At 59.5% G+C, this 12356-nt stretch carries 12 protein-coding genes; 5 read left to right on the top strand and 7 right to left on the bottom strand.

Features of this window, described 5'->3' with window-relative positions; translation table 11 throughout:
- Positions 1-6: 6 nt before the first annotated feature.
- The 6 genes from IB263_RS21290 to IB263_RS21315 form a co-directional block, all read right to left on the bottom strand.
- Positions 7-828, bottom strand: coding sequence for a carbohydrate ABC transporter permease (locus IB263_RS21290; RefSeq protein ID WP_060516729.1), 822 nt, complete (start codon positions 826-828; stop codon positions 7-9).
- Complete coding sequence (locus tag IB263_RS21295) at positions 825-1712, bottom strand: carbohydrate ABC transporter permease (protein WP_060516727.1); 888 nt, start codon at positions 1710-1712, stop codon at positions 825-827. The genes IB263_RS21290 and IB263_RS21295 overlap by 4 nt, the downstream gene beginning before the upstream one ends.
- Before the next feature lie 247 nt (positions 1713-1959).
- Positions 1960-3294 (bottom strand): extracellular solute-binding protein, encoded by a 1335-nt coding sequence (locus tag IB263_RS21300; protein ID WP_090301586.1) that lies wholly within the window; start codon positions 3292-3294, stop codon positions 1960-1962.
- Complete coding sequence (locus IB263_RS34115; RefSeq protein ID WP_051659466.1) at positions 3291-4163, bottom strand: ROK family protein; 873 nt, start codon at positions 4161-4163, stop codon at positions 3291-3293. Before IB263_RS34115 ends, IB263_RS21300 begins: the two co-directional genes overlap by 4 nt.
- A 2-nt stretch (positions 4164-4165) precedes the next feature.
- Positions 4166-4852: an N-acetylmannosamine-6-phosphate 2-epimerase gene (locus IB263_RS34120; protein ID WP_244546904.1), complete on the bottom strand. Its 687-nt coding sequence runs from the start codon at positions 4850-4852 to the stop codon at positions 4166-4168.
- Positions 4853-4921: 69 nt separating this feature from the next.
- Entirely contained in the window at positions 4922-5668 is a 747-nt protein-coding gene (locus tag IB263_RS21315) for a GntR family transcriptional regulator (protein WP_034798725.1), read from the bottom strand.
- Positions 5669-6140: 472 nt separating this feature from the next.
- Between IB263_RS21315 and IB263_RS21320 the strand changes: the two genes are divergently transcribed.
- A complete protein-coding gene (locus IB263_RS21320) occupies positions 6141-6287 on the top strand; it encodes a DUF1127 domain-containing protein (protein ID WP_064817045.1) in 147 nt (48 codons plus the stop codon).
- Between the two features lie 286 nt (positions 6288-6573).
- On the opposite strand, the gene IB263_RS21325 is transcribed toward IB263_RS21320, so the two are convergent.
- On the bottom strand, positions 6574-7575 hold the full coding sequence (locus IB263_RS21325; protein ID WP_034798802.1) for a DUF4105 domain-containing protein: 1002 nt from the start codon (positions 7573-7575) through the stop codon (positions 6574-6576).
- 529 nt (positions 7576-8104) lie between these two features.
- Here IB263_RS21325 and IB263_RS34125 point away from each other — a divergent pair.
- The 4 genes from IB263_RS34125 to aspT all read left to right on the top strand — a co-directional run bounded on the left by IB263_RS34125 (position 8105) and on the right by aspT (position 12280).
- Positions 8105-8635, top strand: coding sequence for an ABC transporter substrate-binding protein (locus IB263_RS34125; RefSeq protein WP_246811052.1), 531 nt, complete (start codon positions 8105-8107; stop codon positions 8633-8635).
- Positions 8632-9171, top strand: coding sequence for an ABC transporter substrate-binding protein (locus IB263_RS34130; protein ID WP_246811053.1), 540 nt, complete (start codon positions 8632-8634; stop codon positions 9169-9171). The genes IB263_RS34125 and IB263_RS34130 overlap by 4 nt, the downstream gene beginning before the upstream one ends.
- Positions 9172-9745: 574 nt before the next feature.
- On the top strand, positions 9746-10198 hold the full coding sequence (locus tag IB263_RS21335; RefSeq protein ID WP_034798730.1) for a DUF2721 domain-containing protein: 453 nt from the start codon (positions 9746-9748) through the stop codon (positions 10196-10198).
- A gap of 390 nt (positions 10199-10588) precedes the next feature.
- Entirely contained in the window at positions 10589-12280 is a 1692-nt protein-coding gene (gene aspT, locus IB263_RS21340) for an aspartate-alanine antiporter (protein ID WP_034798732.1), read from the top strand.
- Positions 12281-12356 lie beyond the last annotated feature (76 nt).

Consider the following 12356-nt stretch of genomic DNA (forward strand, 5'->3'; position numbering starts at 1 on the left):
GGAATATCAACCCTTGACCGCGCCGGCGGTCATCGATCCACTGATCTGGCGGTACATCACGAGGCCGAGCAGCATTGGCGGCAAAGCGCCGACGACCATCACTGCCGATGCTACGCCCCACTGCACACCGCCGCCGCTTGCGGCAAAAAAGAAGGATGCGCCGACCGTGACCGGAACTGCCTTGGAGGTCGTCAGCATCAGGCCGAAGAGGAATTCGTTCCACGCGGTGATGAAGCCGAAGATCAGGCTGGTGACGATCGCCGGCCGGCAGAGCGGCATCACGACCTTGATGAGGATCTGCGTGCGGTTTGCACCATCCATGAGGGCAGCCTCGTCGAGTTCCGCGGGCAGGTCACGGATGGCGTTGACGAGGATGACGAGCGCAAGCGGCAGGTTGACGATCGTCAGGATCAGCCCCAGCCCCAGGCGCGTATCAAGCAGCGCAAGCCACTGGAACATCATGTAGAGCGGGATCGCGAAGATGATCAGCGGCACGGCGCGCAGGTTGACAATAAAGGGCAGGAGTGTGCGTTCGCCAATCTTGCCGCGGGCAATCGCGTAGGCTGCGGGGAGCGCCAGCGCCACGGCAAGTACCGTTCCCATCAGCGCCACAGCAAGGCTGTTGAACAGATAGAGGAAGATGTTCAGCCGATCGGAGACCTCGAACACGGCGCGGTAGTTCTCAAATGTCGGGGCCTGGACCCAGAGACCGGGGTTGCCGGAAAGCTCGCGCGCACTCTTGAACGAGGTGGAAAGCGTCACCAGCACCGGAAAGTTCAAGCCGATGGCGGCAACAGCGAAAACGAACCAACGGAGTGCTGACATCATCGCTTGGCTCCTTTCCGCCGGCTGGCGAGAGCATTGAGGCCATAAAGCACGGCGAAGGAGGCGACGAACAGGACGACTGAGGCGGCAACCGCCTTGCCGATGGCGCCCTGCTTGAAGAAGGCCTCATAGATGTAGATCGACAGCGATGCCGTCGATCCGCCGGGACCGCTCCCGGTCAACACATAGACGTTGTCAAAGACCCGGAAGCCGTCGATGAAGCGGATAAGCAACGCGGCCGCGATCGTAGGGCCCATCATCGGCAGTTCGATGAACCACAGGCGCTGCAGGCTTCGCGCCCCGTCCATTGCGGATGCTTCGGCAATCTCGGAAGGGATCGCCTGATAGGCCATGTAGAAAAGCAGCAGCGTGAATGGTGTCCACTGCAACGTCTCAACGACGACCAGGGTCCAGAAGGCGGAGCCGGGCCCAAGGAACGAGATGCTGGCGCCGAAATAGGTCCAGAGATAATAAGGTACCGGCCCGACGAATTCGTGCAGGACAAGGCGGTACATCAGGCCGACCAGTGCCGGCGCGACCATGAGCGGCAGCATCAGGATCGCCATCAGCCAGCTCCGTTTTTCGATGAGCGGCGACAGGAAGATCGCCAGCGACAGCCCGAGCAGGCATTCGAGAATAGCGGTCAAGAGGCCGAAGCGCAGCGAGAACCAGCTCGCCTGCCAGAAAGCCGCATCGCTCCAGACCGAGACAAAGTTCTTGAGCCCGGTAAACGTCGGCTGGCGTAGCGTCTCGAAGGAGACCTCGGAGACCGAATAGATCAGGTTGACGAGGGCCGGGAAGCCCAGGAAAACGAGCAGGAAGAGGACGAGCGGCGTGGCGAGCAGCCGGAACTCAGGGGCATTGGATTGCGGTCTGGCTATCGTCATGGCACCGATCTGTGTCTGTTGTCGGTCGGGCAAGGGGACGCAAGGTGTTTCCTCGGTCCACTTCCCAGTGCCTGTTACAGGAGATCTAGCCAGCCCAAATCCTTGAGCTGGATGGCTCTTTGGCACCGCGGACGCGGCGCACCTGGATCCCGTGTGGAGCACTGGCAAGTGGGGTGGAGAAAGATTCCCCGGTACCCGCTTGTCGTTGAGGGCTGCGGCCTCCTGGTGGACGCCGCAACCCTTTCACTTACTTCAGCAGGTCTGCCATGCCCTTTTCGGTGCTAGCGAGCGCATCCTCGATCGATTGCTGGCCGGACCAGTAGCCGGTGAACTCCTTGGCCTGCAGTTCGTAGACCGACAGCGCCTTGGCTGACGTAGCACCGTTCATGACGTAACCGTACTTGCCGGCGAATTCGCCGAGCTTGACGAGATCAGGCCGGGAATCGGCGACCTCGACGACCACTTCCGGCGTCAGGGCTGGTGCGCCGTTGTTTTTGGCGTAGATCAGCGCGGCTTCCTTGGAAGACAGCCACTTCACGAACTTGGCCGCACCCTCCTTGTTTTCGGCATTCTTGTTGAGGCCGAAACCGAGGCCGTGGATATGGGTGAAGCGCCCTTGAGGACCTGCAGGTGGTGCGACCGTTTCGGTCACGTCTGCCACAGCAGGGGATTTCTCCTTGCTCGTCAGGTCGCCGGCTGCCGCATTCCATTGCAGCATTGCGGCCACTTGGCCAGACGCAAAGGCGGCATTCGCCTCGGCAAATTCGTAAGACAGTGAGTCCTTCGGTGATGCGCCATTGTCGTAGAGCAGCTTGTAGATCTCGAGGCCCTTTCGATAGGCATTGGAGTTCACGGTGATCTTGCCGCTGTCGTCCATCCAGTTCGCACCATAGGCGCGTGGTACCGACTGCCAGACCATGATGTTGAAGAGAAGGTTCTTGAGCTGCAGCACCGTGCCGTAGCGGGTCGGGCTGTCCGGGTTGACCGCCTGAGTGAAGTAGAGCGCGGTGGCGGCGTAATCGTCCCAGGTCCACTCGTCCGGGATCTTGGGCTCCAGCTTCTTGCCGAGATACTTCTCCGAGATCTCGGCATATTTCGCCTTGCCGGCGTCATCTTTCAGCAGGGCCTCGATCAGGTCCTTGCGGAAATACATGAAGTGAAGCGAGAGATCGGTTGGCACGCCATATTGCTTGCCCTGGTACTGCATGGTCGACAGTACGGAATCGCCATAGACCGCCTTGGCTTCGCCCGAAAGTTCGACCGGCTCCATGAACGGCGCGTAACGGCCGATCGAATAGGTAGCGAGCAGGTTGAGGTCGAAGGCCTTCGAGCCAGCGGCGAGATCGGCCTGCAGCTTGTCCCAGAAGCCGTCTCGGTTGAAGAACAGAAGTTCGACCTTGTCGTTCTCGGCAACGTCTGACTTGGCGTTGTAGGCGTCGGCGGCAGCCCGCAGTGCCGTTTCTTCCGGGCCGCCCGGCCAGCCGAGCACCGTTACTTCCGCAAGGGCCGGCGTGGCCGCCAGCAGGCTCGCAATACCCGCTGCGGCGAGCAGCGCACGTCTTTTCGTTGTCGCAAATGTCATTTTTGGTTCTCCCTCAAGTTTTGTTGACACTCTGCAAGATTAGCAACGCCGATCACCCCTGCATTCTCCCCAAGGGCGGCGGCGTGTAGCGATGGTCGAAGGCGTGGCGGCACCGGTTCCAGTGCGCGTTCGACGGCGGCGAGATAGCCTTCGGCCAGGCCGATGCTGCCGCCGATGACGATGCGTTTCGGGTCCAACGTGAGCTGGATGTTGCGGCAGAGCAGCGCGGTTCGCCCCGCGGATGTTTCGATGATGCGCCTGGCCCAGTCATCGGCATTTCGGGCGGCGGCAAAGACGTCGCGCGCGGTGGCGCCGGATTGGTGGGGGGATGCCTCCCTGGCGATCCAGTGGCCGGACACGCGATCTTCGAGCACATCATCAGCCCATTCGGCACTACGCGATTGGCCGAAGTGTCCGGCGAGGCCCTCGAGCAGACGCCCGTTCAGGACGATGCCGCCGCCGATGCCGGTGGAGATCGTCAGGAAGACCATGTCTTCGCGGTTGCCTGCGCCAAAGGCGTATTCACCCCAGGCGGCCGCATGGGCGTCGTTTGCAGCCAGTACCGGCACGTCAGCCAGTCGTTCGATCGTCGCTGTCAGCGGAAACCGATCAGGTATGGCGAGTGTGTTGCGGTTGAGCGCTGACCATTGGCCGTTATCGACAATGCCAGTGACCGCGGCGCCGACCGAGCCGTACGCACCGCGCCAGGACGCGATCGCACCGAAGAGTGCGGCGAGCCACTGGGTCGGGTCGCCTTGGCGGGGCGTCGGCATCCGGTGCGTGTCGACGATCTCTGTTCCCCGGATAAGGGCAGCCAGCATCTTCGTGCCGCCGACATCGATCGAAAGAACGGTCCGGGGCTCAGTCATGATCAAGCCTCGCTTCCGGCAAGCGTTTGATCGAGCGCCTGCCGGAACCACGCCGTCACATGTTCGGGACGCGTGATCGCGGAACCGACGACGACAGTGAAGGCCCCCGCCTGCAGCGCCTGAGCGGCCTGTTCGGGCGTGCGCACACAGCCTTCGGCAACCACGTGAGGGGTGAGGCCGCGCATGGCGGCGATGAGCGCGAAGTCCGGCTCCGTCGGCTCGACCGGTCCGGTGTAGCCAGCAAGGGTTGAGCCGACGATCTCGGCACCTTCGGCAAGCGCGCGCTCGGCGTCGGCGAAAACAGAGCAATCCGCCATGGCGATCTTGCCGCCGGCGTGAATGCGCTCGATCAGCGTCCTGGTCGCAACCGGCCGTTCGCGAGCAGTGGCATCATAGGCGATGATATCGGCGCCGGCTGCCGCCAGAGCATCGACGTCCTTGACAAAGGGGGTGATGCGGATCGGCGATGTCTCCAGGTCGCGTTTGACGAGGCCGATAATTGGCCGATCGGTCGCCTGGCGCACGGCGCGAACATAGTCTGCAGATTCGATGCGAAGGGCGGTTGCGCCGCCGTCGAGCGCGGCCAAGGCGAAACCGACAACCATGGCGGCATTGTCCATGACGCCGCCTTTCACCGGTTGGCAAGAAACGATCAGACCGTGCTTGAGGCTATGGATGTCGAAGGTCACGCAGGCTCTCCCAATGGAGGCCTCACGGTAACAGTGTAAGACCAGATTGCAACAGGAATTATACTGGTATTACCTCATCAGCTCGATAACGAAGTCGTAGACGTCACCCCGGTACTTGGTCTGGGTGAATTCGACAATTTGCCCATCGGCCAGGAAACAGCGCCGCTCCATGACGAGCAGGCTCGTGTCTTCGGGCGTTGCGAGCAGGCGTCGCTCTTCATCGCTTGCAGGCTTTGCCTGCATGCGCTGCAGTGCCCGGACAGGCAAAGCGCCGTGGGCTGCGAGATATTCGTACAAGGACGCGCCGATGGCGTCCGGATCCGGCACAAAGCGGGCGGGAAGCGATGCCGTTTCGATCGCGATCGGCGTGTCGTTGGCCGTCCTCAATCGTCTAAGGCGTACGATTTTTTCTCCCGCCGGAATGCCAAGCGCCATCATTTCAGCGGGTGACGGGCGGCTGATTTCACGTGAGATCCAGGTGCAACCGGGTTCCAGCCCGCGCGAGCGCATATCTTCGGAGAAGCTCGTCATCGTGGCCAGGGATTTCTCGACACGTGATGAAACAACGGTCTTTGCCCCCTGGCGGCGGTCAAGCAGGCCATCAGCGACGAGCCCTTCGATCGCCTTGCGCACCGTCACGCGCGAAATCGAAAGGCCCTCGCTCAAGTCCCGCTCGCTGGGGATGACCGAACCGCGGCGGAGTGTCGAGGCGCTGATGGCCTGTTTGATCGCCTCTTCAAGGCGGCGATAGAGCGGCTCGCCGCTGTCGCCCGACATTTGGCTGGCAAGAAACTCGAGCGTTGTCTGATCGTTCATGGGGATCACCTTTCCGGATGACCCCTTATGCAAAATTTTTCATAGGTTTTAAACTGGTATTGTCGTAATCGGCCTCAGCGACACATGCCGGGCCAATGTGTGGCGCCGATCCGTGGCGGCAAATGGCGTCCTGCACGAGCCTAAAGCAGTGCCACTATCGCTGCGATGAACAGCATTGCGAGCACCGCGAGTGCAAGATGGAGTAGGTTCGCCCGGTGGCTTTGGCTTCTAAAAGTTCGCGCCATGTTCTTTACCTCACGATCTGACATGTAACGCACAGCTCTCATGATGGTTCATGGCCATCGCAGCTGAACCGTCGGCTGGCGACCGCCTATGCATTTCCCACATGGGAGCGCTGAGTTTTGAGCGCTGCAACTTAGGGAAAGCCTGAGCTATAAGGTGTTCATCGAAGCGAAACGAGGCGCCACGGACTGGCAGCCAGGCTTCGAAAGCCCATTGAAAGGGGGATCAAATGAACATAGCACGCTCCATCAACAACTGGCGCAAGTACCGTCAGACGGTCACCGAGCTGGGCCGCATGTCGAACCGCGAACTTCGCGACCTCGGCATCGAACGCGCCGACATCGACCGCGTCGCACGTACGGCCTTCGCCCGCTAAGGCGATCTTAAAGACTGAAGAATTGCCAAGCGCCTGCATCTCCTGCGGGCGCTTTTGCTTTTGAGGTCATGGAGTTTGTTGGGGCGTAGGGAACACCATATGTTCCAGGCTGGCGCGCCCCGCAAAATCGTCCAAAAGAAAACCCCGCCGGGGAAGGCGGGGCAAGGCTCACGCCCAGTTGGCTCGGGGAAGAAACTCCATCAGAAGACTGACATGCGCACGTAGCGAAGAATGAAACAGGCTGTTGCGGATTGCTGATGAGCTCCCTGATGACCGTTCGCCGTCTTCAAGGCGAGCCCTGCGGCACTGGCGAAGGCACGCCGAGTCTTATTGCCTTTGAGAAATTTGGCGACAACCCGTCGTCCCGAGCACGTTGGCCGATATGACTGGCATTTCTGAGTTCTGCGAGCGACACTGACGTATCGACCGCCCCCCGATCATAAGCGTAGTCGGGAAGATACCCGTTGACGATGAGACGCCAGTCGAACGGGATCGAGTCTCCTACAACGCGCATCATCTTGACAACCGTCGTCGTGCAGTTGGTCGTAAGCGAGTTGTAGAAGAGCGGCGTTGTGGCAAGAGCGTTGGCGTCTGTAACATACTCGCGCAGAAGCGCACGCGCCTGGTCAGGTGACGCCTTCAGGCGATAGATTTGAACATCCTCGCTGCGGAAATTTGACCGGACGCCCACCACGTCCCGTTCGTCGGCTGCGATGATCACCAAAGGATTGCTCTTGAACAAATCTGCGAGCGGCGAGAACGCGCCGCCAACCCGCCGACGGACTTCGACCGACCACGGGAGCTGCTCGCCGCCTTCAAATCCAAAGCTGAATATTACATGGGCAATCTCTGGCCCCGCCCAATAGGACATGAACAGGTCGACTGTTCGGAGCTTCCTCATATCGTAGGTCCGCGTGGTCCACCGTTCGACGAATTCCGTGCTGCTGTGCCATTCGAAGTTGCGAACATTGGTTAGTGTCAGCAGGTCGCCGTGAAATTCGCCTGTAACCTGTCGTGCAACATCAGGTGCCCACGAACCGTCTTCGACGGGTTTGATCGTCCTCCACCAAATCAAGACAACTGCGAACGCAACTGCAAATACCAGGAGAGCTTTGAGACGCCAGCGGCCAAACAGCGCGGCGACCGTCAAAAGCCCGACAAGTGCAAAGAGTCCGGCGATAAAACCTCTTGTGAATTCGGAAACGGGAAGACGATACCATAATGCAAGCGAGGCCCATGCGGCTGCCACGGCTAGCAGAATCGCCGGCGGAACAGTCAGAACAACCAGAGCCCAGCGACTCCAGCCACTCCTTTGCTTGTTCCAACCTGGATTCCTCAACACTTCAGGTCCCGCGTAGTTTGCCAGCCGCTTTGTTTGGGCTGCCGCTTGCTCATGTTTGACTCCTCTCGTCACATTCTCGATTGGCCCATTTCAAGAGCCGCTTAAACCACACAGTATTTCCCCAGGTTCGCTCTTCGTCAGCATTATGTCGAATATATCGTACTACTGAAGAACGTAACGGTTACATTCCGCACGAGCGCGTTGCAGCCGCGGTGAGGAGGGAACCGTCAATTATTGACGGGGAAGACCTCCGGAAATCGTCAACCGCCGCCAACCGTAGACTGGCTCGGCATCTTCGCGCGACCGATGCGGTTTACTAAACTGCCTTGGTGCCTGGAGGCAGACCGCGCTATTCGTCCGGTGCAGCAGCATCTTCTGGCGAATCTCCCTAAAAATTTACGGAGCGCTGGACACGGCGCGATAACTTGACTGGCAGAACTTGGTCCGAACCTACCGACCTTGCGATGGAGCGTACATGTCAAGCCGCCTCAAGACATTCACTGTACTGGTACTGTCCCTATCGGCGTTTCTGCCGGCCGCGGCGTCGACCGAAACGGCCTTCCTCGACCACCGCGGCAAGAAGGTCATGTTTGCAAAACCGCCGGAACGCGTCGTGACGACAGTTCGCTCGGCGCCGATCATCTATCGTGCCGTGGACGAAAAGGCCGATCGCATCGTCGGCATGAACAAGGATTCGCTGGTGAGGTACTTTACCAGCGGCATCTATGCCGAGATGCTCCCGGAAATGGCCAAAATCAATGCCAGTGCCGCCCAGGATGGCTTCGTACCGAATGTCGAGGCGATCCTTGCGGAAAAACCCGACGTGGTGATCCAGTGGACCCATGACGAGAAGCTTATCGAACCGCTGGAGCGGGTGGGGCTCACTGTCGTCGGCTGGCAATGCTGCTCCGAGCAGGACCGGCTCGACTATGTCACGCTCAGTGGCTACATGACCGGCCGCAACGACCGCGCCCAGGCAATCCTGAAGCACAGTCCGAAACGTTGAAGGCCCTCAATGAAAAGGTTGCCAAGCTCGACAAGTCGGCGCTTCCTTCTGTCCTTCACATCGACAAGGTCGCCGACCAGATCCAGGTCATCGCCAATGGCTCGCAGGATCTTTCCCTCAGCGGCGTCACCAACCCGGCGGCGGATAAAACCGGTGAATGGTGGCGAACCGTCGATTTTGAACAGTTGCTCGTCTGGAACCCGGACATCATCATCATTCCCGCCTATGCGACCGACCTCAACCCCAAGGATTTCTTCAACAACCCGGTCCTTGCCAGCCTGAAGGCCCTGAAGGAGAAGCGCGTATACAAGCAGCCGATCTTTGCCAGCACCCCCGATGCGCCGGAAATCTTCCTGACATCGGAATGGCTGGCGGCGGTCGCCCATGGGGCCGATTTTGCTCCCACCTTCAAGAAGCAGATCCTCGACAACTACAAGCTCATTTACGGCGCCGAACTGAAAGACGACCAGGTCGCTGCGATCCTTGAAACTGAAAGCAATGCGCCTGCGAGCAGATATGCCGAGCTCTTCCAGTAAGGGCGACCTGTAGCCTGCGGACTGGATCTGGCAGTACCCGACGACGACGGCGCGCGGCGGCTACGTCTTCATGCACAAGGACAACATGACCCGCTACCCAGACCGTGGCCCCAAAAAGGAGGCGCTTGTCGCCAATGTCTGCCTCGCGTTTCGCAGGCTCTCCATGGGTGAACTGCTGACTTAAAGGACCAAGACGCGGTCCCTATTGGCGCACGTACCCAAAAGTGCAGGTGGCTCACGGCCAGGCCGCGTAGTTCGTGTTGACGTCGTTCCTCTTCAGGGCGCCGCCGGCGCTGGCAACGAGCTTCTCAGCTGTGCAAGATTTTCTGTCAAATGTTCTGGCAGGCCGTGCTTGCCTTTGGCCTTCTCCGCTTCTTTTGACGTAACAAAGGTCGTGCTTCCTGTTCTTTTCACGAGCACACGAAAGGGTGAATTTGCCCTGGAGTGGCTGCGGCCATTTTGGCCTTCAATCGTAAGTGACCGCCCCCCCGAGCCCGCTTATAGTGATTTGCCTTTTGGGGAGGCCGCTACAGATTGCTAATGTTCTATTGCGCGAAAGTTGTTGAGAGCACACATGCAAACACCAGCAATCGTCACGGATCTTGCCTCTATTGTCCAAACTGCTCTGGCGCCGGTATTTCTCCTCGCTGGTACGGCAGGTTTCGTCGGTGTCTACGAGATGCGTCTTGGCAGGGTTTCCGATCGGCTCAATGCGATACAGGAAAAAGGTGAGCGAGGGGGCGGGCGACGCACGCAGTTGGACTATCTGCGCCGCCGTACGCTTGCCCTGGAAATAGCTGTCGCACTCGGGACGTTTGCCGCGATTTGCACTGGATGGGCAATCCTCAATCTACTCGCCGGTGCGCTTCAGTTCGGGTTTCGTGAAGAAAATCTCTTCTGGTTCTTCGGCGGTGCGATCCTGTCGCTTATCGGATCGCTTGTCGCATTCCTTGTCGAGATGCTTATTGCTGGGCGCAGCATGTTGCGCCAGATACGGATGGACGAAACCACCCCGGAACGCGATTGATCGGACAGTCCAAAGGTTCAAAGACAGGAAGCCTTCGCAGCCAGATCTCGGGGACGCGCAGGCGACCGTTGGACCGACCTGCGGCTTCTAACCGGAGCATTTAAGGTTTCGATCGCCTCTGGTTTCTTCCGCAGAGTCGCAGACTGCTAATAGAGCGACAGGGCCGCCCCCGGATAAAGGCCATCTAACAGTTTCCTCCAGGAATGCATGAACGGGCACAAAGAGCGTAAGATGTCCTTCGTTCTGGCGGTTACCGCGGCGTTTTTCATACTAGTATTACTATAAACAAATAATGTCTTGTAACGGGTGGGCATGGGTGTATTCTCGCGTAAATAGCGATGAGCGCTTAGTCTGATTTTGTCCCGATTACCACGTTTTGGGGATGTTATTATGATCGACTGGTTCGTAAGCACGCTTCGCACATATCCTGAAATTGCAATCTTTCTCTCATTGGCGCTGGGATACTACTTCGGTTCATTCACCTACAAAGGCCTTGGCCTCGGTGCGGTGACTGCGACGCTGATCGCTGCCGTCATCATCGGTCAACTCGGGATCACCATTTCGCCGCCGCTCAAGGCCACGTTCTTTCTGATGTTCCTGTTTGCGATCGGCTACGGCGTCGGGCCGCAATTCGTTCGGGGCATCGCGAAGGATGGCCTCCCGCAAGCGTTGTTCGCGGCGGTTGTGTGTGTCTTTTGCCTGGGAGCGCCATATATCGCTGCCAAGATAGCCGGTTATGATGTGGGTTCCGCGCTGGGGCTCTATGCAGGCTCGCAGACCATCTCGGCGTCGATGGGATTGGGAACGGATGCCATCAATCGCCTTGGTTTGGCGCCGGAAGAAACCAAACGTCTTCTGGACGCCATGCCGGTCGCCTATGCCGTCACCTATATTTTCGGAACGATCGGATCGGCCATCGTGCTGGCGTTGATCGGTCCTGCGCTCATGGGTATCGACCTGGAGGCGGAATGCAAACGCTACGAGGCCGAGCAGGGTGGCAAGAAGGAAGCGGGGGGCGCTGGAACCGCTTGGCACCACTACGAGTTGCGCGCCTATCGGGTCCGCGAGGGCGGGCCGGTCGTCGGCAAGACGGCACGTGAAGCCGAATCGATGATCCCTGAGCAGCGGATTTTCATTGAACGTATTCGTCGCGGGGGAAAGATCGAGGATGCTACGGCAGACACGGTGATCCAGGCAGGCGACGTCGTTGCCGTGGCCGGGCGGCGCGAAGTGCTGGTAAGCGTGATCGGTCAAACGGCAGAGGAAGTCGACGACCGCGAGTTGCTGGCCGTGCCGGTCGAAGGGGTCGATGTTCTTGTCACAACCAAGGAGGCGAACGGCAAGACGCTGGCGGAACTGGCACAATGGCCAACGTCCCGTGGCGTGTTCCTGCGCCGGATCGCCCGTGGCGCTACGGCGACGGAAATTCCGATCCTTCCGAACACGCAAGTCCACCGCGGCGATATCCTGACGATCGTCGGGCGAACGCAGGACACCGCGGCTGCCGCCAAAGCACTGGGTGTGGCCGACCGGCCGAGTGACATTGCCGATGTCGCCTTCATCGGCGCCGCAATTGCCATCGGTGGCTTGCTCGGTGCGCTCGTCTACAAGGTCGGCGATGTGCCGTTTACCCTGTCCACGTCTGGAGGCGCATTGATATCCGGGCTTTTCTTCGGCTGGCTCCGCTCCGTGCGGCCGAAATTCGGACGAATACCGACATCGACGGTCTGGTTCATGAACTCCGTCGGTCTCAACGTTTTCATCGCGGTGGTCGGTATTTCCTCGGGTCCAGGATTTGTAGCTGGCTTGCAGCAGCTTGGCTTCAGCCTGTTCCTTTGGGGCATATTCGCAACGACCGTCCCGCTCGTGCTGGCAATGTATGTCGGAAAATATGTGTTCCGGTTCCACCCTGCTATTCTGTTGGGATGCTGTTCCGGCGCGCGCACCACGACTGCCTCGCTCGGGATGATCAACGATCGCGCCAAGAGCCAGATACCAGGCCTCGGCTATACTGTGACCTATGCCGTCGGCAACACCCTGTTGACGATCTGGGGCATGGTGCTCGTGATGATGATGACCTAGCGCATCTCCGGGTTAAATGGGGATGCGGAGGTGCCGCGTCCCTTCGACTACAGGCATGTATCTCGCATCTTTTCCA

It is taken from the genome of Ensifer sp. ENS03 (assembly GCF_014852035.1).
GTDB lineage: Bacteria > Pseudomonadota > Alphaproteobacteria > Rhizobiales > Rhizobiaceae > Ensifer > Ensifer adhaerens.